Here is a 22,251-nt window from a genome sequence, read left to right on the forward strand (position 1 = left end):
CTGCTTACTTCCGTGCAAATGCCTGCTTCAGGAGCACGTCCTGCTCCGCGGCGTGCCGCTTCATGGAGCCGGCTGCCGTGGAGGCCGACGCAGGCCGCGAGACGAGCCGGATGCGGCGGTCCAGGGCGTCCGGCAGGTTCAGGCCGATGAACGGCCACGGACCCTGATTGGCGGGCTCGTCCTGTGCCCAGACAACCTCGGCGTTCGGGTACTTGGCAAGCTCGGCCGCGATCTCGGCATGCGGCAGCGGGTAGAGCTGCTCGACGCGCACGATGGCCGTGGTCTTGTCGCCGGTCTTCTGCCGGGTGGACAGCAGATCGTAGTACAGGCGGCCGGAGACCAGCAGCACGCGCTCGACGCCGTTGGCGTCCAGCTGCTCATGCTCACCGATGACCGGGCGGAACGTGCCGCTGGTGAAGTCCTCGACGGACGACGCGGCAGCCTTCAGGCGGAGGAGCTGCTTGGGCGTGAAGATGATCAGCGGCTTCCGCGGCCGGCTGTACGCCTGGCGGCGCAGCAGGTGGAAGTGCGAGGCGGCCGTGGTGGGGTTGGCCACGATCATGTTCTCTTCGGCGCACAGCTGCAGGAACCGCTCGATCCTGGCGGAGGAGTGGTCCGGGCCCTGGCCTTCGTAGCCGTGCGGAAGCATCAGTACCAGCGAGGACCGCTGGCCCCACTTCTGCTCGGCAGAGGAGATGAACTCGTCGATGATGGTCTGGGCGCCGTTGACGAAGTCGCCGAACTGGGCCTCCCAAAGGACCAGTGCGTCGGGCCGTTCCACCGAGTAGCCGTATTCGAAGCCCATGGCAGCGTATTCGGACAGCAGGGAATCGTAGATCCACAGCTTGGCCTGGTTGTCGGAGAGGTTGCCCAGGGGCAGCCATTCCTGGCCATTGGCGCGGTCGTGGAATACGGCGTGCCGCTGGACGAAGGTGCCGCGGCGGGAGTCCTGGCCGGCGAGGCGTACGGGCACGCCTTCCATGATCAGGGAGCCAAACGCAGCGATCTCGCCGAAGCCCCAGTCGATGCCGCCTTCACGGGACATCTGCTCACGCTTTTCGAGCAGCTGCTTGAGCTTGGCGTGGACCGTGAAGCCCTCGGGGATCTCGATGTGGGCCTTGCCGATGCGGGCCAGGGTGTCTGCCGAAATCGCCGTGGCGACCGGTGCGTTGGCGCCGGAGTCGGACTGCTGGGCAATGGGCCGCTCGATATCGGAAACTGCGGCGGAATCCGCCGTCACGATCGGGATCGGGGAGGTCTGGGCTGCGTGGGTCTCCGCGAAGACGCGCTCCAGCCGCTCCTGGTAGTCGCGGAGCAGCTGCTCTGCTTCTTCCTCGGTGATGTCGCCACGGCCGATCAGCGACTCGGTGTACAGCTTACGGACGGAGCGCTTTGCCTCGATGAGGTTGTACATCAGCGGCTGGGTCATCGAGGGGTCGTCGCCCTCGTTGTGCCCGCGGCGGCGGTAGCAGACCATGTCGATGACGACGTCCTTGTGGAAGCGCTGGCGGAACTCGTAGGCGAGCTGGCCGATGCGGACCACGGCTTCGGGATCGTCACCGTTCACATGGAACACGGGTGCCTGGATCATCTTCGCGACGTCGGTGGAGTACGTGGACGAGCGTGAGGAGGACGGGGCGGTGGTGAAGCCCACCTGGTTGTTGACCACGATGTGGATGGTTCCACCGGTGCGGTAGCCGCGCAGCTGGGACAGGTTGAGGGTTTCAGCAACCACGCCCTGGCCGGCGAAGGCGGCGTCGCCGTGCACCACGATGGGCAGCACGGGGAAGGATTCGCCCTGGTCCAGCCGGTCCTGCTTGGCGCGGACGATGCCCTCGAGCACGGGGTCCACGGCCTCAAGGTGGGACGGGTTGGCGGCCAGGTAGACCTTGGTCTCCTTGCCGGTGTCCGAGGTGAACGTGCCTTCGGTGCCCAAGTGGTACTTCACGTCACCGGAGCCTGGACCGAGCGGGGATCCTGGGTGCCCTCGAACTCGCGGAACACCTGTGCGTACGTCTTGCCGGCAATGTTGGTCAGCACGTTCAGGCGGCCGCGGTGGGCCATGCCGATGGCAACTTCGTCCAGGCCGTCGTCGGCGGCGTCGGACATGATGGCGTCCAGGAGCGGAATCAGCGACTCGCCGCCTTCGAGGGAGAAGCGCTTCTGGCCCACGAACTTGGTCTGCAGGAACGTTTCGAAAGCCTCGGCAGCGTTCAGCTTGGAGACGATGCGCAGCTGCTCTTCACGACTCGGCTTGGAGTAGGGGTGCTCCAGCTGGTCCTGGAACCACTTGCGCTCGGCCGGTTCCTGGATGTGCATGTATTCGATGCCCGTGGTGCGGCAGTAGGCATCGCGAAGGACGCCCAGGATGTCGCGGAACTTCAGCTGCGGCTTGCCGCCGAAGCCGCCGGTGGGCCACTCGCGGTCCAGGTCCCACAGGGTCAGCCCGTAGGTCAGGACGTCGAGGTCAGGGTGCTTGCGCTGCACGTATTCAAGCGGATCGGTGTCCGCCATCAGGTGGCCGCGGACGCGGTAGGAGTGGATCAGCTGCTGGATCCGGGCAACCTTGTTGATTTCGTCGGCCGGGTCCACCTGCTTGTCGGCGCTCCAGCGGACGGGCTCGTATGGGATGCGCAGGGCTTCGAAGATCTCGTCGTAGAAGTTCTGGGCACCCAGCAGGAGCTGGTGGACAAGCTTGAGGAACTCGCCGCTGCCGGCACCCTGGATGACGCGGTGGTCGTACGTCGAGGTAAGGGTGAGGACCTTGCTGATGGCGTTCTGGGCGATGATCTTTTCGCTGGCACCCTGGAACTCGGCAGGGTAGTCGAGGGCGCCGACGCCGATGATGGCGGCCTGGCCCTTGGAGAGGCGGGGCACGGAGTGGACGGTGCCGATGCCGCCGGGGTTGGTCAGCGAAACCGTGGTGCCTTGGTGGTCCTCGGCGGTGAGCTTGCCGTTGCGGGCGCGCTTGATGAGGTCCTCGTAGGTGTGCCAGAACTCGGCGAAGTTGAGCGTCTCAGCCTTTTTGATGTTCGGAACCATCAGCAGGCGGGTACCGTCCGGCTTGGGCATGTCGATGGCGATGCCGAAGTTGACGTGGGCCGGCTGGACAGCGGAGGGCTTGCCGTCCACCTCGTCGTAGTACACGTTCATGGACGGGAACTGCGACAGGGCGCGGATCACTGCGTAACCGATGAGGTGCGTGAAGGAGACCTTGCCGCCGCGGGCGCGGGCGAGGTTGGAGTTGATGACAACACGGTTATCGATCAGCAGCTTGGCCGGAATGGCCCGGACGCTGGTGGCCGTGGGTACCTCGAGGCTGGTGACCATGTTGGTGGCGATGGCCTTGGCCGGTCCGCGGAGGACGGAAACAACGTCTTCTTCGGGGGCGGGTGGGCGCCTTGACGTTCTTGGGCAGCTGGGCCGGGATCGGCTGTGATCCGGTTGTGCCCTCGGTCTTCTTGCCGCCGTCGCGGGCGACGGTGGCGGGAGCCTTCTTGACCGGCGCGGGCGCCGGTGCGGCAGCCGGCGCGGCCGGGGGAGTGGCAGGCGCTGCCGCCGGCGACGGTGCCGGAGCCGCAGGAGCCGCATTCACAACAGGCATTTCCCGGGTAGGAGGATGGGCAGTGGCCTGCCCCGAATTACCGTTGGAAGAAGAACTGCTGCCCGAGTCGAACGATTCAAACAGCGGCCACCACTTGGCATCCACAGCGTTCTTGTCCTGCTGGTACTGCTCGTACAGTTCGTCAACGAGCCACTCGTTTCCGCCAAATTCCTCTGGTAGACGGTGGCTTGGCTGCTCTGGCACTTGAAATACGCCTCTTCCATGAGTTTGATTTCTCTCCGGCCCCACGGTGCGTCAGCACTACGTTCGAACCAGTCTCTGCGTCCTCTGAACCCAGACCTTTGCAAGTCTAGTAACCATGTTGTGCTAACTGCCAATAAGGGTGACCCAAATCATGAAGTGACGCGGGAACCGCCAAATATGGCGGCCGGAAGCGTGTGAAGAAGGGGTTTTGGGGGTATCTCATTACGGCGCTTCCGGGCCGCCTTCGGAGCGCAGGGAGGCCCGGGGCGTACCTGTAGACTGAAGTTCTTATGGACAGTAAATCTAGGTGCCGGCCTGGGGGCTGTCAGCGGAGCACGAAGAACAGCGCCGCACAGTCCACCCGCAGAGCCGGCAAACCCCGAACACGCGCCCATCACCCGCCGGCGGCCCCTTCGGCCGCGGCCCGCCAGGAAAGAGGCTCGGCCTCCGCCGACCATCCTCCGCCGGGCAGACATACCGGTTATCCCGCTTCACGCCCGTGCGCAGTACAGGCGGGATGCTGAATGGAATGGCTCTTCCTTGCCGCAGGCCTGCTGCTGATTGCAGGCACCGGCTTCTTCGTAGCCGTTGAGTTTTCCCTCATTGCACTTGACCAGCCGACCGTCCAGCGTGCCGTGGACGACGGCGATGCGGGCGCGGTCCCGCTGCTCGCCTGCCTCAAGTCCCTGTCAACGCAGCTCTCCAGCTGCCAATTGGGCATTACGCTCACCACGCTCCTCACCGGTTACGTGATGGAACCTTCGGTTGGGCAGCTCCTGGAAGCCCCGCTGGCCGCCCTCGGACTGCCCGACGTCGCTGTGGCCTCCATCTCGCTGGTCCTGGCCATGGTGATCGCCACCCTGCTCTCCATGCTGCTGGGGGAGCTGGTCCCCAAGAACATGGCCATTGCCCTGTCCTTCCGGGTGGGCAAGGCCCTTGCCCGGCCGCAGCTGGTCTTCACCGCGGTTTTCAAGCCGGCCATCGTGCTGCTGAACGGCTTCTCCAACCGGGTGCTCCATGTCTTCGGCCTGGAAGCGAAAGAAGAAATCTCCGGGGCGCGCACCCCGGGCGGAGCTTGCCTCGTTGGTCCGCCGTTCGGCGGCAATGGGAACGCTCGACGCCGGAACGGCGAACTTCATCGCCCGCACCCTCAATTTCTCCACCAGGACGGCCGCGGACGTCATGACGCCGCGCATCCGCGTGGAGACGATCGACGCCGACCAGCCCGTCGCCGACATCGTCGCCGCTGCCCGCAGGACCGGCTACTCCCGGTTCCCGGTGATCGGCGACTCGGCGGACGACATCCGTGGCCTGGTCCACGTCAAGAAAGCCGTGGCCGTTCCGTGGGAGCGCCGGCAGAACCTTGAAGCCGGTGCCATCATGACGGAGGTGCTGCGGGTCCCGGAGACCATCCACCTGGATGCCCTGCTGGCCGAACTCCGTGAAGGAAACCTGCAACTCGCCGTCGTCCTGGATGAATACGGAGGAACTGCCGGCATCGCCACCCTTGAGGACTTGGTGGAAGAAATTGTCGGCGAGGTGGCGGACGAGCATGACAAGGTCCGCCCCGGCCTGCTGCAAAGCGCCTCCGGCGACTGGTATTTCCCGGGCCTGCTGCGCCCGGACGAGCTGTCCGAACAAATCCCCGGACTAACCGTGCCCGACGAGGCTGCCTACGAGACTGTGGGCGGCTATGTCATGAGCAAGCTCGGCCGGATCGGTGCGGTGGGAGACACCGTGCCCGTGGGCGGTGGAACGCTGAGCGTCACGCGTATGGACGGCCGCCGGATCGACCGGATCTGCTTCCGGCCGGTCCCGCCGGATGACCTGTCCGGGAACACGAACGACAGGAACGGCCGATGAGCGACTGGGCAGGAATCGTATGGCTCGGGGTCCTGCTGCTTGGCAACGCCTTCTTCGTGGGCGCGGAGTTCGCCGTCATGTCGGCCCGCCGCAGCCAGATTGAGCCACTGGCAGAGGCCGGCTCCAAGCGCGCACAGACAACGCTGAAGGCGATGGAGAACGTCTCGCTGATGCTGGCGTGCGCCCAGCTGGGCATCACCGTGTGTTCGCTCCTGATCCTCCTGGTGGCCGAACCCGCCATCCACCACCTGCTGGCTGTCCCGCTGGAAACCTTGGGCCTGCCGATCGAGGTGGCCGACGTGGCCGCGTTCGCGGTGGCGCTGATGCTCGTCACGTTCCTGCACGTGACCTTCGGTGAGATGGTCCCGAAGAACATCTCCGTGTCCATCGCGGACAAGGCCGCACTGCTCCTCGCACCGCCGCTGGTGTTCATCTCCCGGCTCGTCAACCCGGTAATTTCGGTCCTCAACTGGTCGGCAAACCACATCCTCAAGCTGCTGCGGATCGAGCCCAAGGATGAGGTCAACTCCTCGTTCACGCTGGAGGAAGTCCAGTCGATCGTCCAGGAATCCACCCGTCATGGCCTGGTGGACGACGACGCCGGCCTGATCACCGGCGCGCTTGAGTTCTCGGAGCACACCGCCGGGGACATCATGGTGCCGCTGGAAAAGCTGGTCATGCTCAGGGCTGCCACCACGCCCGTGGAATTTGAAAAGGCCGTCAGCCGTACAGGCTTTTCCCGCTTCCCGATGCTGGACGACGAGGACATGCTCTACGGCTACCTCCATGTGAAGGACGTCCTGTCCATCCCGGAACCGGCGTATGGGCTTCCGATCGCCGAGAGCCGGATCCGGTCGCTGGCCAACCTGGCATTGGACGACGAGATTGAAAAGGCGATGTCAGTCATGCAGCGGACGGGCTCGCACCTGGCCCGCGTTATTGGACCTGACGGCAAGACCCAGGGTGTGCTGTTCCTCGAGGATGTCATCGAGCAGCTCGTGGGCGAGATCCGGGACGCCACCCAGGCCACCGGGATCCGCCGTCTCGGCCACCCGAACGGAGGCTGAGCGCCCGCGCCTCCCGCTCCGGGGGGGTGGGAGGGCCGCGGCGCTGGGCTCTAGATAGGAATGATTCCTATTTAGGTATAGACTTGGAGGGTTGTTTCTTCCCTCCCCAGTGAACCGAGGTCTTTCCGTGCGCCGTTCCGCAGCCGCCCGTTCGTCAGTTGCCGCCCTCGCCGGGCTCGGACTCCTGCTGACCGCCTGCAGCCCCCAGGCAGAGCCCTCGTCAGAAGCCGCCGACGGCATCAACATCGTGGCATCGACCAACGTTTACGGCGACATCGCCAAGACCATCGGCGGAGACAAGGTCAGCGTCACCGCCATCATCAGCAAAACCAGCCAGGATCCGCACTCCTACGAGGCGACCGCGCAGGACCGTCTGGCGGTGTCCAAAGCGGACCTCGTTATCGAGAACGGTGGGGGCTACGACGATTTCCTCCACACCCTTGCCGAGGACAGCAACCTCGACGGCGGCAAGGTGCTTAACGCCGTCGAACTCTCCGGGCTGGCCCATCCCGAAGGGGAGGAAGCTTCTGCCGGGACCTCCGCACCGGAATCCGAACCTGCCGATGAGCACGACCATGGCGAATTCAACGAGCACGTCTGGTACAGCCTGCACGCAATGGAGGAGCTGGCCGGCGACATCTCCGCCAAACTCTCGGAACTGGACCCGGCTTCGGCGCAGACGTTCGAGACCAATGCCGAAAACTTCACCTCCACCCTCGAAGGCCTGCACGGAAAGCTTGATTCCCTCAAGGGCGCAGCTGCAGGGGCGCCGGTGGCAGTGACGGAGCCGGTTCCGCTTTACCTGCTGGAGGACGCCGGGCTGGTTAACGCAACGCCTGAGGACTACACTGCTGCGATCGAGGAAGGCTCAGACGTGCCGCCCGCAGTGCTCAAGGCCGCAACCGACCTCGTCGCCTCCAAGTCGGTCCGGTTCCTCGCCTACAACCAGCAGACCGAGGGCCCGCAGACGGAAGCGTTGAAGAAAGCAGCCGAGACGGCAGGAGTTCCCGTGGTGGATTTCAACGAAACCCTGCCTGAGGGCAAGACGTACCTGCAGTGGATGACGGACAATGTGGACAACATCGGCAAAGTTCTGGAGAGCAAATAGTTGAAACCCGTCGTCAGCCTCACCGGAGCGTCCCTTAAGTTTGGCAAGCGGGCGCTCTGGGAGGATTTGGACCTGGACATCAAGCCCGGCGAATTCTTCGCCGTGCTGGGTCCGAACGGAAGCGGCAAGACCAGCTTCCTCAAGGTCCTGCTCGGCCTGCAGGATTTGCACCAGGGGCGGGCTGCACTCGGTGGCCGTCCGGTTGAGCGCGGCAGCCGCCTGATCGGGTACATTCCGCAGCAGAAGTCCTTTGCCCAGGACACCCCGATGCGCGCCAGGGACCTGGTGGGGCTCGGAGTGGACGGCCACCGCTGGGGGCTGCGCCTGTCCCCGGCCAAGGCAAACCGCCGGATCGACGAGCTCCTCGAGCTGGTGGGCGCCAGCGATTACGCCAAGGTGCCCGTGGGACAGCTGTCCGGCGGCGAGCAGCAGCGGCTCCGGGTTGGCCAGGCACTGGCAACTGATCCCAAGGTCCTTCTCTGCGACGAACCGCTGCTGTCCCTGGACCTGCACCACCAGCAGGCCGTGAGTGCCCTGATCAACAGGCAGTGCCGCGAGCGGAACAGCGCCGTCGTATTCGTGACCCATGAGATCAACCCCATCATCGACTACGTGGACCGCGTGCTGTACCTGGCCGGCGGCCGCTTCAAGGTGGGCACTCCGGAGGAAGTCATGACCACCGAAGTCCTCTCCGATCTCTATGGCAGCCACGTGGAGGTGATCCACGCCAACGGCCGGATCGTGGTGGTGGGGCTTCCGGATGCCACCACCCATCACCACGCCGAGTCGCATGCCCTGGCGGGGGAGGCTGCCTGATGGACGCAGACAGTATCCTCGCGGCAATCTTCAACTTCGAGAACTACGGCGAGCTGCTGGTCCTGGTCCAGAACTCCATCTGGGCCGGGGCCGTCCTGGGCCTGCTGGGCGGCCTGGTGGGCACCTTCGTTATGAAGCGGGACCTGGCGTTCGCCGTCCACGGCATTTCTGAACTCTCCTTCGCCGGGGCGGCCTTCGCCCTTCTGGTCGGCGCCGACATCGTGTTCGGGTCGCTCGTAGGGTCTGTGGCGGCGGCACTCCTCCTCGGCCTGATGGGCGTCAAGGCCCGGGACAAGAACTCCACCATCGGCGTCATCATGCCGTTCGGACTCGGCCTGGGCATCCTGTTCCTGTCCCTGTACGAGGGCCGCGCAGCCAACAAGTTCGGCCTGCTCACCGGCCAGATCGTCTCGGTGGATACGGTCCAGCTCACGGCCCTCGCCGGAACGGCGCTGGCTGTGATCGTGGCGCTGGTGGCCGTCTGGCGCCCGCTGAACTTCGCCAGCCTGGACCCCGAACTGGCCGAGGCCCGTGGTGTCCCCGTCCGCCGGCTGGGCATCGTCTTCATGGTCCTGCTGGGTATCAGCGTTGCCCTGTCCATCCAGGTGGTGGGAGCCCTCCTGGTCCTTGCCCTGCTGATTACCCCGGCGGCAGCGGCCCTGCGGGTGACATCGTCGCCGGTGGCTGTGGTGGTCCTGAGCGTCGTGTTTGCCGTCACCGCCACAGTGGGCGGCATCCTGCTGGCACTGGGCGGGCGCATCCCCATCAGCCCCTACGTCACCACGCTGTCCTTCATCATCTACGTGGTATGCCGCGCCATCGGTTCCGTCAGGGCCGGCAAAGGCATCAACGGCAGGGTCCTGCAGGCGCAGTAGCCGCTGACGGCATGGCCTGCTACAGCTTACCTGCAGCCTTCAGGGCCGTGCAGTCCGGGCAGAGGCCAAAGATTTCCACCGTGTGGGCAACCTCGCTGAACCCATGTTCCGCGGCGGTGTGCGCTGCCCAGGTTTCGACGGCGGGCGCCTCCACCTCAACGGCTTTGCCGCAGTTCCGGCACAGCAGGTGGTGATGGTGGCCGGTCACGGCGCAGCGCCGGTAGACCGCTTCGCCCTCACCGTTGCGCAGAACGTCCACCAGGCCTTCATCGGCAAGCGACTGGAGGATCCGGTAGGCCGTGGCGAGTGAAACGGACACGCCCTGGTTCTGCAGGATCCGGTACAGCTCCTGGGTGCTGACGAAGTCGTCCAGCTCATCCAGGGCGGCACTGACGGCCCGGCGCTGCTTGGTGACGCGCTGTTCCTTGCCGCCCGTTGCCGGGGATGGCGTAGTGGAATCAGCCTTGGCGCCGAGCGGCATGGATGGACTCGCTTCCGTGGGGATCATGGCAAAGATCCAGATTACCAGCCAAGCCCTCGTGGACACCGTTCCGGACAGGACCCTAGGCTGGCGCTATGAAGCTGACGAAATTCACCCATGCCTGCGTGCGCCTCGAAAAGGACGGCCGGGTTCTGGTCCTGGATCCCGGTAACTTCTCCGAAACCGGAGAGGCGCTGGCAGGCGCCGAAGCCGTGCTGATCACCCACGAGCACGCCGACCACATCGACGTTCCAGCTGTTGCGGGGGCGCTCCGAAGCGCCACGGACCTGGTGCTTTACGCCCCCGCGGGTGTGGCGGACCAGATGCGGACCGAAGTTCCGGAAGCAACGGCGCGGATCAACGCGGTGGACCCCGGAACGTCGCTGGATGTGGCGGGCTTCGCGGTGCGCAGCTTCGGGGGCCAGCACGCCCTGATCCATCCACAGATCCCGGTGGTGGCCAATATCGGCTACCTCATTGATGACAACGTCTACCATCCGGGCGACTCGTTCATCGTTCCGGACGGCATCAGCGTCAAGACCCTGCTGGTTCCGCTGCACGCGCCCTGGAGCAAGTCGGCCGAAGTAGTGGATTTCGTCGTCAGCGTCCGGGCGCCGCGGGCATTCCAGATCCACGACGGGCTCCTCAACGACAATGGCCTGAAGGTCGTCGAGGGCCACGTGAAAAGGATCGGTGCCAAGTACGGCACCGAGTACAACCACCTGCGCGCCGGGGAGTCCGTGGAGGTCTAGGCGACGCCCGGGTCCCACCGTCCGGTATCGAAGAATCTCCGGATCACCGCTTCGTACGGGGCGGGGTCCAGGCCCTGCACTGCCAGCCAGTCCTGGTTGTAGTAGTTGCCCGCATAGCGTTCCCCGCCGTCGCACATCAGCGTCACAATGCTGCCCTTGCGGCCTTCGGCGACCATCCCGGCGATGGTCTGCCATACACCCCACAGATTGGTGCCGGTGGAGGGGCCGGCGTGGAGCCCGGCAAGGTCGGACAAGTGGCGCATGGCTGCCACGGATGCGGCGTCGGGAACCTGGACCATCCGGTCGATCACGGACGGCACAAAACTTGGCTCCAGCCGCGGCCGGCCAATTCCCTCGATCCGGGACGGCAGGCCCGCCGGTACGCCGTCGGTCCCGCCTCGCCACCCCGGGTAGAACGCCGAGTTTTCGGGATCCACCACCAGCAGCCGGGTGGGATGGCTGTGGTAGCGCAGATAGCGGCCAATCGTGGCACTGGTCCCCCCGGTCCCGGCGCCCACCACGATCCAGTCCGGAACGGGATGCTCCTCCAGCTGGAGCTGGCCGAAAATCGACTCCGCGATGTTGTTGTTGCCGCGCCAGTCCGTGGCCCGCTCCGCGTAGGTGAACTGGTCCATGTAGTGTCCGTTGCAGGTGGCGGCCACCTCCTCCGCTGCTGCATACACGTCCGAGGCGTGTTCCACCAGCAGGCACGAGCCGCCGAACTGTTCGATCAGGTCAATTTTCTCCTGGCTGGTGGTCCGGGCCATGACGGCAATGAAGGGCAGTCCCAGCAGCTGGGCAAAGTATGCCTCGGAGACGGCGGTGCTGCCGCTGGACGCCTCCACGATGGTGGTGTCCGCCCGGATCCAGCCGTTGACCAGGCCGAAGAGGAACAGCGAGCGCGCCAGCCGGTGCTTCAGGCTGCCGGACCGGTGGTCGATTCGTCCTTCAGGTACAGCTGCACGCCCCAGTGTTCGGGCAGCGGCACCGAGTAGAGGTGCGTGTCCGCCGAGCGGTTGTTTTCGGCCCGGATGGTGCGGATGGCCTGGTCCGCCCAGTCACGGTCGGACCACCCGCGGCCTGCCCAGTCCGTGTCCCTGCTGTTTCCGCCGTCGCCGTTGCCGTCGTCCTCAATCTTCACCAATCCAGCCTACCCGCGGGCGGACCTGTGGCGGCCTAAAGTGGAACCGACGGTATGACCACCCCGAAGGAGCCCGATGAACCCCCTGATGGACGTGACCACGCTGAGGAACCGCCTTGCCGGCGGGCAGCGTACGGTGCTGCTGGATGTCCGCTGGGCGCTGGGCGATCCGCACGGCCATGAGCACTACCTCGGCGGGCACTTGCCGGGGGCCGTTTTCGTGGACCTTGGCGCCGAGCTCGCGGCGCCGCCTGTTCCCGCGCGGGGACGGCACCCGCTGCCGGCGCCGGAGGACTTCCAGGCCGCCGCGCGCGGCTGGGGTATCAACAATGGCGAGGTCGTGGTCGCCTACGACGACACCGCCAACATGGCCGCCGCGAGGGCCTGGTGGATGTTAAGGAACGCGGGGCTCCGGGAGGTCTACCTGCTCGACGGCGGACTGGCCGCCTGGCGCGCGGAAGGCCTTGCGGTGGAGCAGGGCCCGGTGGTGGCGGAGCCCGGAAACGTGGTGCTGGCGGACGGCGGAATGCCCCGGCTCGACGCCGGTGCTGCCGCCGCCTGGCCGGACAGGGGCGTGCTGCTCGACGCACGGGCGGGGGAGCGGTACCGCGGCGAGGTGGAGCCCGTCGACCCCCGGGCAGGCCACATACCAGGGGCGGTGAGCGCCCCAACGTCGGACAACGTGGACGCAACCGGACGCTTCCTTCCCGCTGATGAGCTGCGAAGCAGGTTCGAGGCGCTGGGCGTCAAGGACGGGAGGCCGGTTGCCGTCTATTGCGGCTCAGGGGTGACCGCTGCGCACGAGGTGGCGGCCCTGGAAGTGGCAGGGTTCAGCGCCGCGCTGTACGCGGGCTCGTTCTCGGAGTGGTCCAACACCCCGCAGCTTCCCGTGGCCACCGGCGCTGACCCCGGCGGATCTTTCCCGGCTGGAAAGTTGGCTGGCCGCAACGGTAGCGTCTGACTATGACCCCAGGACGTCCCGTACCGCCGCCCCTTGCCACCCCGATCCTGCCCGACGCCGGCACCCTTGCCGCCGCGTACGGTGCTGTGTCCCCTGACAGCGGACTGGTCCCGCTGACCGTGGCCCGCCGCGCGCCCAAACCCGACGACGTCGAAATTGCCATCGAGTTCTGCGGCCTGTGCCACTCCGATGTGCACGCGGCCCGCGGGGAATGGGGCGGGCAAACCTATCCGCTGGTGCCCGGACACGAGATCGTGGGAACCGTCACCCGGGTGGGCTCAGCCGTCACCGGTTTTGCGGTGGGCGAGCGGGTGGGCGTCGGCTGCATCGTGGACTCGTGCCGCGAGTGCGAAAGCTGCCTGGACGGCCTGGAGCAGTACTGCGAAAAAGGAATGACCGGCACCTACGGGGCCGTCGACCGGCGGAACGGTGACACGCTCACCCAGGGCGGCTACGCGTCCTCCATCGTGGTGGACCACCGCTACGTGGTCCGGGTGCCCGCATCGCTGGACCCGGCCGCCGTCGCGCCTTTGCTGTGCGCCGGGATCACCACGTTCTCCCCGCTGCGGCACTTCGACGTCGAAGAGGGCGACGTTGTGGGCGTGGTGGGCCTGGGCGGGCTGGGGCACATGGCGGTCAAGCTGGCCAAAGCCATGGGTGCCCGGGTGGTGGTGTTCACGACGTCGGAATCCAAGGTGCCCGCCGCGCTGGAACTGGGAGCCGATGAGGTTGTCCTGTCCCGGGACGAGGATGCGATGGCCGCCGCGAACCGCACCATTGACGTCATCATCGACACAGTTGCCGCTCCGCACGATCTCAACCCCCTGTTCCGCACCCTGCGCGTGGACGGTGCGCTGTTCCAGCTGGGCCTGCCGTCCGAGGCCATGCCGCCGGTGAATCCGCGCGCCCTCATCCGGCGCCGCATCGCGTACGCGGGCTCGCTGATCGGCGGGATCGCCGAAACGCAGGAGATGCTGGACTTCTGCGCAGAGCACGGCGTGGTTGCCGACATCGAGATGGTCGACGCCGGCCACCTCAACGAAGCCTATGACCGCATGGTCGCAGGAGACGTGAAGTACCGGTTCGTGCTGGACACCAGCACCTTGCAGGCACCCGCCAAGGAGGCAGACGCATGAGCACGCTCTTTACCAGGATCCTCAACGGCGAGATTCCCGGCCGGTTCGTCTGGCGTGAGGACGATGTGTCCGCCTTCCTCACCACCGGGCCGCTGGCCGACGGGCATACCCTTGTGGTTCCCACCGAGGAAGTGGACCGCTGGACCGACGCGTCACCAGAAACCCTGGCGCGGGTGATGGAGGTGGCCCGCCGGATCGGCGCCGTCCAGGTGGACCTCTTCGACGCACCGCGGGCAGGGCTCATCGTGGCGGGATACGAGATCAACCACCTGCACGTCCATGTATGGCCGTCGCGCAGCATGGCGGACTTCAACTTCGCCTCAGCGGACCAGAATCCCGATCCCGCAGTCCTGGACGCGAACGCGGAGAAATTGCGCCGGGGACTGCGTGACGCCGGCTGGGGCGAGTTCGTTCCCGCCGGTTAGCGCCTCAAAGATGTCCGGCCCGTGCCGGGACATCTTTGTTTAAGGTCTTCAGGCCGGCGCCAGGGCCTTGTTGAGTACCGTGCGGATGCGCTTTTCGGACACCGAGTACGCCGTTCCAAGCTCGACGGCGAAAAGGCTCACCCGCAGCTCCTCGATCATCCAGCGCACCTGGGTTAACTCCCGGCCGGCGCGCCGTCCGGGGAGCAGGGCGGCCGCGGCATCGTCGTAGTCGTCCTCCAGCCGCTGCACCACTGCCATGTTCAGTCCGTCCCGCTGCACGTTGCCCGGCAGCCGTTCGAGGCGCTTTTCGATGGCGGTGAGGTACCGTGGCAGCTGGCTGAGCTGGGCGTAGCCCGTGCGTGCCACAAAACCGGGGTACACCAGTTGCTCCAGCTGGCTCCTGATGTCATTGAGCGCGCTGATCAGGGCCAGGCTGGTGGTTCCCTTCAGCTGCTTTTCGATGCGCCGGGTGGCGGCCAGGATCCGTTCGACGACGGCAGTCACGCTGAATACGGTGTCAATCAGTTCCGCCCGCACCACCTCGTAGAGGGCGTCGAAGGCCTGCCGGTCCCAGGGCAGCTCCGCCGGGGTGAGCCTGTCGATGGCCGCGAGGCGCAGTCGGCAATCAGCGCTGACACCGAGCCGTGCGGGTTCTGGCTGAAGGTCAGCTTCTCCGTGTTGCTCAAGTGCTCCAGCACGTAGCGGTCCGGCGACGGAACCCGCAGGGCCAGCATCCTGATGACGCCGCCGCGCATGGCGTCGAGCTGTTCCTCGGGTGTCTGGAAAACCCGGAGCGAGACGGAGGTGCCCTGGTCCACGAGTGCGGGGTACCCGGTGACGGTGTGTCCCTTCACCATGCTGCTGACTTCCCGGGGGACGGTACCGAAGCTCCACTCCGTCAGGCCGTCCTGCTCCCGGAATCCGGCAGGGGCGGAAGCCGTACTTCCCGCGCCGGGTGTGGGCACCTGGGACGTGCCGCCGTCGTCCGCCTTGCCTCTGCCCTCTCCCTTACCTCGGCCCGGGCCCTTGGCTTTGTCCGGCCCCTGGCCCCCGGCCATTGCATTCCCGGGACCCGTCGTTGCAGGGGTGGCGCCGAGCGACTCGGCAATCGCTCGCCGGGTTGCGGGTGCGAGCCGTTCCTGGAGCGCGGCGAGATCCTTGCCCTCGTCCAGGACCTTGCCCTTGCTGTCCACCACCTTGAAGCTGACGCGCAGGTGCGGGGGCACGGCGTCCCAGTTCCAGGACCCGGGCGGGATGATGGCGCCGCGGATCCGGCGAAGGGCCAGCTCCAGTGACGGTTCCAGCTCGTCGGTGGCGGGATCGAAGTCCGATTCCAGGACGGCCACGGCCTGCCGGGCAACGTCCGGTGCCGGAACGAAATTCTTCCGGATCTGCTTGGGCAGCGACTTGATCAGCGCCGTCACCAGTTCCACGCGCTGGCCCGGAATCAGCCAGCGGAACGGGGCGTCGTCCAGCTGGTTGAGGAACAGGACGGGCACTTCCGCCGTGACGCCGTCGGACGGATTGGGCGGGGACCCCGGGGCCACCGGATGGAACTCGTAGCTCAGCGGCAGCTCAAAGCCCTTGTGCAGCCAGGTCTTGGGGAAGGCGGCCTCGTCCAGGTCATCCGCATCATCGCTCAGCAGGAGCGATTTATCGTAGTCCAGCAGGTCCGGGTTCGCTCTCCGGGCCTCTTTCCACCATTTGTCGAAGTGACGCTCCGACACCACGTCCGGGCCAATCCGGGCATCGTAGAACTCGAACAGGGTCTCGTCATCCACCAGCAGGTCCCGGCGGCGCATCCTGGCCTCGAGCTCCTCCACCTCCTGCAGGAGCGCCCGGTTGCGGTGGAAGAACTTGTGGTGCGTGCGCCAATCGCCTTCCACCAAGGCGTGCCGGATGAAGAGCTCACGGGCAACCACCGGATCCACCCGGCCGTAATTGATGCGCCGCTGGGCGATGATGGGCACGCCGTAGAGCGTGACCTTCTCGTAGGCCATCACCGCACCCTGGCGGGTGGACCAGTGCGGCTCACTGTAGCTGCGCTTCACCAGGTCCGGGGCCACCTGCTCCGCCCAGACGGGATCGAACTTGGCTGCCACGCGCGCCCAGAGGCGGCTCGTCTCCACCAGTTCGGCGGCCATGACGAACGTGGGGGACTTCTTGAACAGGGCGGACCCCGGGAAGATCGCGAACCGGCTGCCGCGGGCTCCGGCGTACTCGCGCTTGCGCTCATCGAGGATGCCGATGTGGCTCAGGAGCCCGGACAGCAGGCTGATGTGGATCCCGTCGTGGTTGCCCACCGGGTCCGCCAGGCGTTTGTTATCCAGGCTGATGCCGAGCGGACGGGCCAGCTGGCGCAGCTGGGCGAAGAGGTCCTGCCACTCCCGCACCCGCAGGTAGTTGATGAACTCGCTGCGGCACAGGCGGCGGAACGCGGACGAGGACAACTCCTGCTGCTTCTCCTGCAGGTAGTTCCAGAGATTCAGGTAGCCGGTGAAGTCCGAGTTCTCGTCCTTGAACCGGTTGTGCTTCTCGGCCGCCAGCTGCTGCTTGTCCGTGGGACGCTCGCGCGGATCCTGGATGGTGAGCGCCGCGGCCAGGATCATGACTTCCCGGACGCAGTTGCGCTTCCCGGCTTCCACGATCATCCGGCCCAGCCGGGGGTCCACGGGCAGCTGGGCAAGTTTCTGCCCGACGGCGGTGAGGCCGCTGCCGCTCCTGCCGTTACCTTCGGCGTTTTGCGGCTTCGTGGCAGCCAGGGCGCCGAGTTCGCGGAGCAGCGTGACGCCGTCGTTGATTGCCCGGGTTTCGGGGGGCTCGACGAACGGGAAGTCCTCCACGTCCTTGGGGCCGCGGGCCACGCCCATGGCGGTCATCTGCAGGATGACCGCGGCGAGGTTGGTCCGCAGGATCTCCGGATCCGTGAACTGCGGCCGGGACTCAAAGTCCTCCTCCGAATACAGGCGGATCGCGATGCCGTCCGAAACACGGCCGCAGCGCCCGGAGCGCTGGTTCGCCGATGCCTGCGAGACGCGTTCGATGGGTAGCCGCTGGACCTTGGTGCGGTGCGAATACCGGGATATGCGGGCCGTTCCGGTGTCAATGACGTACTTGATGCCCGGCACGGTGAGCGACGTCTCCGCCACGTTGGTGGCCAGCACAATCCGGCGCCTGCTGCCAGGGTGGAAGACCTTGTGCTGTTCCTGCAGGCTCAGGCGCGCGAAGAGCGGAAGCACTTCGGTGCCTGCAAGCCGGCGGTTGGACTGGATACGGGCCTGGAGGGCGTCCGCCGCATCCCGGATCTCGCGCTCGCCGGAGAAGAAGACCAGGATGTCCCCGGGCGCCTCGCGGGCCAGTTCGTCGACGGCGTCGCACACGGCGTCCAGCGGGTCCCGGTCCTCCTCGAGTTCGTCGTCGGAGGCTTCTTCGTCATCGGCCCTGGGCTGGGTCAGGGGGCGGTAGCGGATTTCAACGGGGTAGGTCCGGCCCGAGACCTCGATGATGGGCGCGGGTTCTTCCGGGGTACCGAAGTGCTTGGCGAAGCGTTCCGGATCGATGGTGGCCGAGGTGATGATGACCTTCAGGTCCGGGCGCTGCGGCAGGATCCGCTTAAGGTACCCGAGGATGAAGTCGATGTTGAGGCTGCGCTCATGGGCCTCGTCAATAATGATGGCGTTGTACCTGCGCAGCAGTTTGTCCCGCTGGATTTCGGCCAGCAGGATGCCGTCCGTCATCAGCTTCACCTTGGTGGCCTTGCTGACCTCGCCGGTGAAACGGACCTGGAAGCCGACTTCCTGGCCGATCTCGACGCCCAGTTCCTCGGCGATGCGCTCGGCAACCGTGCGCGCTGCCAGCCGGCGCGGCTGGGTGTGGCCGATCAGCCCGTTCTCGCCGAGGCCGAGTTCCAGGCACATCTTGGGAATCTGGGTGGTCTTTCCGGAACCGGTCTCGCCGGCAATGATGGTCACCTGGTTGGCGGCAATGGCCGCCATCAGGTCCTCGCGGCGCTCGGAGACCGGCAGCTCAGCGGGATAGGAGATATGCAAAGTCATGGCTGCAGACAGTCTACTGCGGCGGGGCCGGCACCCCCGGTTCGACTGCCTGCGGCGTTCTTATGTGGTGCGGGGCCTGCTAGAAGATCCGGAGGGTGTAGCTGGTGCTGGGCAGGTCCAGGGCGGACCATTCCTCATGCGAGCTGACGGGAGGGGTGTGGCCCCGTCCGTCACGGAGGAGCGCTGCGATGGTGGCGGCAGCGAGGAGAAGGAGCAGGATGACGGTGATCGTTGCGAAGATTTCCATGGCTCCATGCTGCTCTTCAGGATTTCCACTCAACAGTGGCAGAAATGCCCAAAAAGCTAAAATTCCTGCCACAATGGAAGCATGCTGAAATCGGTAGCCGTCATAGTGGTTCCCAACTTTTCGATCTTCGAGTTCGGGACGGCCTGCGAGGTGTTCGGGATCGACAGGTCAGGCCGGGGCGCCGGGGTCCCCGCCTTTGATTTCCGGGTCTGCACCCCGGAGCCGGGCAACGTTCCCATGAAGTCCGGGTTGTCCATGAACGTGAGCCATGGGCTGGAAGCCACTGAAGATGCGGACCTGGTGATCATGGCTCCCTTTGGACGGGACCAGGAGATGCCGGAGCCTGTGCTCGCTGCCCTCCGGGCCGCTGACGCCAGGGGGGCCTGGGTCATGTCGATCTGCTCGGGAGCATTCGCGCTGGCACGCGCGGGCCTGCTGGACGGCCGTCGCTGCACCACGCACTGGCATTTTTCCCGTGACCTGGCCGAGGCCTACCCGGACGTCCAGGTGGATGAAAACGTCCTCTACGTGCAGGACGGCAATATTATTTCCTCTGCCGGAACCGCTGCAGGAATCGACGCGTGCCTGCACCTGGTACGGCTGGAGCTGGGCGCGAACGTTGCTGCCTCGATTGCCCGGGACATGGTGGTCCCGCCGCACCGCGACGGCGGCCAGGCCCAGTTCATCGACCGGCCCATGCCCACCTGCGGCTCGGCGCCCATGGAAGAACTGCTGCGGTGGATGGTGCAGAGCCTCGACCGTGAACACACGGTCAACGAGTTGGCAGCGCGGGTCCACATGTCACCGAGGACCTTTGCCAGGAAGTTCCGTTCGGAAACGGGCGCCACACCAGCGGCCTGGCTCAACTCGCAGCGGGTGATCCGGGCACAGGAGTTGCTGGAATCGACCGATTTGAACATCGACGAGATCGCCCGGGAAGCCGGGTTTGGCCATCCGGTCCTGCTGCGGCACCACTTCGCCAAGGTCCTCGACACCAGCCCCCAGTCCTACCGCCGGGCATTCCGGGGGCAGCTGGCCGAAGTGGGCTAGCTGCCGCCTTCGACCTGACAGGTCGTTGCGGGGAGCGCGGCCTGGGCAGCCTATTCCCTGCTGTCCAGGGCAGGAGTGCCCTGTCCGGCCCCGGACTCCTGGGCTGCTGCCCGGGTCCGGTCCACCAGCACACGCCAAGGTCCGGTCACTGCCCGCTCAGGCAGGGCCGCCCGCCTGTCCCCGGCCCGGATTGAATAGATGAACCGGTCAGGCTGGCTCCCCGCGAAGTGTTCGGCGGCGGCCCTCGGCGTGCGGGGAACGGCATCCCACGGACAGGCTTCGACGATCGGCTCCCACTGGTTGATTGCCGTTTTAGAGCGCGCATCCACCGTCCACACCCGCGTCATCGCGGCAATCCCACCGGTACGTTCCACGCTGATTTTCATGGCCTGGTTCCTGGGCTTCCACGCAGCCTGGCGGCTGAAAGTCCGGCAACCAGGCATCCCTTAAAGCTTGACCTTCACAGTTTCCCACGCCTGCCGCACGGCGTCATGCTCTTGTGACCCGGAACCGAAAAGCTCCACGGCGGCAGCGGCGGTGGCCCGCGCGAAGACGCTGAAGGTCGCCGTGGTCGGCAGGGATCCGCCCGTCAGCGTTTCGTACCAGATGCGGCCGGGGGAGTCCCAGGCGTTCCCGCCCAGGGACTCCGCCACCAGGTAGAAGGCGCGGTTGGGAATGCCCGAGTTGATGTGGACCCCGCCGTTGTCCGCGCTGGTCCTGACGTAGGAGTCCATGGAGTCCGGCTGCGGGTCCTTACCCAGCACATCGTCGTCGTACGCGGTTCCCGGTGCCTTCATGGAACGCAAGGCACTTCCTTCCACCTCGGGGGTGAAAAGCCCCTCGCCGATCAGCCAGCTGGCCTCGGCAGCGGACTGGTTCTTCACATACTGCTCCACGAGGGCGCCGAAAACATCCGACATGGATTCGTTCAGGGCGCCGGCCTGGTTCCGGTAAGCCAGGGCGGCGGAGTGCTGGGTCACCCCATGGGCGAGTTCGTGGCCGATGACGCTCAAGGATGCCGTGAAGCGCCCGAAGACTTCACCATCGCCGTCGCCGAAGACCATCTGGGTGCCGTCCCAGAAGGCGTTGTCGTAGAGCTTGCCGAAGTGCACGGTGGCATCCAGCCGCAGTCCCTGCCCATCGATGGAGTTGCGGCCGAAAACGTCGGCATAGAGGCGGTGGGTGTGTCCCAGACCCTCGTACGCTTCGTCGGTGGCGGCATCCCCTGTTCCGGGTTCGCCTTCCTTGCGTACCAGCCGTCCCGGCAGGGTTTCCGAACCTTCGGCGTCATAGATGATCCGGTTGGACGGACCCGGCTTGGCGTGGCGCAGTCCGGAAGGAACATCCGGCATGGCCTGGGTCCGGGACGCCTGGAATGAACCGACGTGGCCAAGGGCCTCCCTGGCAGCCCGGGCGGCCGCAGAATACTCCGGAGCATCCTGCCGGGCCAGGCGCCGCAGCAGGTAAGGCGGGACGATGGAACAAAACGGAACGTGCATGGCGTACCCCCTCAACTAGGTGATTTCAGACTACGAGGGGGCTCTGACAATCGGTGCCAGCACACGCGGCACGGGGAGCTTCGCGCGGGGGCCGGCAGCAGACAGAAGCACGACGACGGCCGGCCGCTTTGTTGGTTACCGCCGCCTTGGGCGGGATACAACGAAGAATGTCTCACCCTCCCGCGATGATTCTGGTATGGGAAACGGCGTCAGCGGGAAGTCGGTCATTTCAGAGCTCTTTCCTGCCCCCGCCAGCACGTCCCTTGCCCATGGAACGACCGCAGCGCCGAGTGTCAGTCCCGTGGTGGATTCTGCTGGTATGCGGAAAGGCAGCCGAAGGGTCGGGGAATTGGCGCTGCCGCCCGCTGTCCCAGCCGCATCTCTGTCTTCAGAAGCGGCGCCAGCGCCAGCGCAAAATGTCACACCCTCCCGCGATGATTCTGGTATGGGAAACGGCGTGTTGACGGCAGCGGAGGTGGCGGGCATTCATGCCTCTGTCACGGCCCTCAACGCGTTGTTCCGTGATGACGCGCAGTTGCGAAATGTCGTCGACGGCACAGGGCCAGACGTCTTGCAGCGTGCTTACGAACTCCGCCTGGAACGGCTGGGTGTGGTGGCGCGGCTTGAAGCCCAGATCGCCGCATTGAAGGCCCGGGACGCGGCCGAAGCCGTCGAGCTTCAGAATGCGATGACTCCTCCGGACGCCAGGCTGCAAGAACGGACCTTCCGCGAGATCTCGGTTGTCGAGGAGATCGCCGGGATCCTGACCATCAGCTCCGGAGCAGCAGGGGCGTTCATCACCCAGGCCCGGCAGGTCTGTTCCCTCCCCTCCGCGTACGAGGCCCTGTTTACCGGGTCCTTGTCGTGGCAGCAGACCAGGATCATCGCCGACGAAACCGAGAACCTGGACCATCCCGCTGCCGTGGCTCTCGCGGACCACTTCCTGGACCCCGACGCACCCAACCCG

The 22,251-nt window shown here is 66.1% G+C and carries 14 protein-coding genes and 4 pseudogenes; 11 read left to right on the plus strand and 7 right to left on the minus strand.

From position 1 onward, the window contains the following. Positions 1-4: 4 nt before the first annotated feature. A pseudogene (locus G205_RS04185) lies at positions 5-3,808 on the minus strand (multifunctional oxoglutarate decarboxylase/oxoglutarate dehydrogenase thiamine pyrophosphate-binding subunit/dihydrolipoyllysine-residue succinyltransferase subunit). Positions 3,809-4,332: 524 nt separating this feature from the next. On the opposite strand from G205_RS04185, the pseudogene G205_RS04190 reads away from it, so the two are divergent. From G205_RS04190 to G205_RS04210, 5 genes and pseudogenes are all read left to right on the plus strand, one after another. Then, positions 4,333-5,671 (plus strand): annotated as a pseudogene (locus G205_RS04190) (hemolysin family protein). Continuing rightward, positions 5,668-6,738, plus strand: a complete 1,071-nt coding sequence (locus G205_RS04195) for a hemolysin family protein (protein ID WP_009356881.1) — start codon at positions 5,668-5,670, stop codon at positions 6,736-6,738. Before G205_RS04190 ends, G205_RS04195 begins: the two are co-directional and overlap by 4 nt. 127 nt (positions 6,739-6,865) lie before the next feature. Next, positions 6,866-7,846, plus strand: coding sequence for a metal ABC transporter solute-binding protein, Zn/Mn family (locus G205_RS04200; protein WP_009356882.1), 981 nt, complete (start codon positions 6,866-6,868; stop codon positions 7,844-7,846). After that, positions 7,847-8,662 carry a metal ABC transporter ATP-binding protein gene (locus G205_RS04205; RefSeq protein ID WP_009356883.1) on the plus strand — a complete coding sequence of 272 codons (816 nt, stop codon included), beginning with the start codon at positions 7,847-7,849 and terminating at the stop codon, positions 8,660-8,662. Continuing rightward, positions 8,662-9,537 (plus strand): metal ABC transporter permease, encoded by an 876-nt coding sequence (locus tag G205_RS04210; RefSeq protein WP_009356884.1) that lies wholly within the window; start codon positions 8,662-8,664, stop codon positions 9,535-9,537. Before G205_RS04205 ends, G205_RS04210 begins: the two co-directional genes overlap by 1 nt. Before the next feature lie 19 nt (positions 9,538-9,556). On the opposite strand, the gene G205_RS04215 is transcribed toward G205_RS04210, so the two are convergent. Further along, positions 9,557-10,018, minus strand: coding sequence for a Fur family transcriptional regulator (locus G205_RS04215; RefSeq protein ID WP_009356885.1), 462 nt, complete (start codon positions 10,016-10,018; stop codon positions 9,557-9,559). A 95-nt stretch (positions 10,019-10,113) separates the two neighbouring features. Between G205_RS04215 and G205_RS04220 the strand changes: the two genes are divergently transcribed. Next, on the plus strand, positions 10,114-10,770 hold the full coding sequence (locus G205_RS04220; RefSeq protein WP_009356886.1) for an MBL fold metallo-hydrolase: 657 nt from the start codon (positions 10,114-10,116) through the stop codon (positions 10,768-10,770). Here the strand turns inward: G205_RS04220 and G205_RS04225 are convergent. Next, a pseudogene (locus G205_RS04225) lies at positions 10,767-11,812 on the minus strand (PLP-dependent cysteine synthase family protein). The gene G205_RS04220 and the pseudogene G205_RS04225 sit on opposite strands and share 4 nt — an antisense overlap. Before the next feature lie 175 nt (positions 11,813-11,987). Between G205_RS04225 and G205_RS04230 the strand changes: the two are divergent. The 3 genes from G205_RS04230 to G205_RS04240 are packed head-to-tail and all read left to right on the plus strand — an operon-like array spanning position 11,988 to position 14,433. Further along, a complete protein-coding gene (locus G205_RS04230) occupies positions 11,988-12,872 on the plus strand; it encodes a sulfurtransferase (protein ID WP_009356887.1) in 885 nt (294 codons plus the stop codon). Positions 12,873-12,874: 2 nt separating this feature from the next. After that, on the plus strand, positions 12,875-14,008 hold the full coding sequence (locus tag G205_RS04235; RefSeq protein WP_009356888.1) for an NAD(P)-dependent alcohol dehydrogenase: 1,134 nt from the start codon (positions 12,875-12,877) through the stop codon (positions 14,006-14,008). Next, on the plus strand, positions 14,005-14,433 hold the full coding sequence (locus G205_RS04240; protein WP_009356889.1) for an HIT family protein: 429 nt from the start codon (positions 14,005-14,007) through the stop codon (positions 14,431-14,433). Before G205_RS04235 ends, G205_RS04240 begins: the two co-directional genes overlap by 4 nt. A 48-nt stretch (positions 14,434-14,481) precedes the next feature. Here G205_RS04240 and hrpA read toward each other — a convergent pair. Together hrpA and G205_RS22040 are read right to left on the minus strand one after the other, a co-directional pair. Beyond that, positions 14,482-18,488 (minus strand): annotated as a pseudogene (gene hrpA, locus G205_RS04245) (ATP-dependent RNA helicase HrpA). Positions 18,489-18,567: 79 nt separating this feature from the next. Beyond that, entirely contained in the window at positions 18,568-18,735 is a 168-nt protein-coding gene (locus G205_RS22040) for a hypothetical protein (protein WP_009356890.1), read from the minus strand. A gap of 81 nt (positions 18,736-18,816) precedes the next feature. On the opposite strand from G205_RS22040, the gene G205_RS04250 reads away from it, so the two are divergent. Beyond that, positions 18,817-19,785, plus strand: coding sequence for a GlxA family transcriptional regulator (locus tag G205_RS04250; protein ID WP_009356891.1), 969 nt, complete (start codon positions 18,817-18,819; stop codon positions 19,783-19,785). A 50-nt stretch (positions 19,786-19,835) separates the two neighbouring features. Here the strand turns inward: G205_RS04250 and G205_RS04255 are convergent, their stop codons facing one another. After that, positions 19,836-20,171, minus strand: a complete 336-nt coding sequence (locus tag G205_RS04255) for a protealysin inhibitor emfourin (RefSeq protein WP_009356892.1) — start codon at positions 20,169-20,171, stop codon at positions 19,836-19,838. A 60-nt stretch (positions 20,172-20,231) separates the two neighbouring features. Next, positions 20,232-21,284 carry a M4 family metallopeptidase gene (locus G205_RS04260; protein ID WP_009356893.1) on the minus strand — a complete coding sequence of 351 codons (1,053 nt, stop codon included), beginning with the start codon at positions 21,282-21,284 and terminating at the stop codon, positions 20,232-20,234. Positions 21,285-21,729: 445 nt separating this feature from the next. On the opposite strand from G205_RS04260, the gene G205_RS04265 reads away from it, so the two are divergent. After that, positions 21,730-22,251: DUF222 domain-containing protein (locus tag G205_RS04265; RefSeq protein WP_009356894.1), on the plus strand; the 522-nt coding region annotated here is incomplete at its 3' end.

Origin of the sequence: Arthrobacter nitrophenolicus, assembly GCF_000332815.1 — a bacterium.
Lineage (GTDB): Bacteria > Actinomycetota > Actinomycetes > Actinomycetales > Micrococcaceae > Arthrobacter > Arthrobacter nitrophenolicus.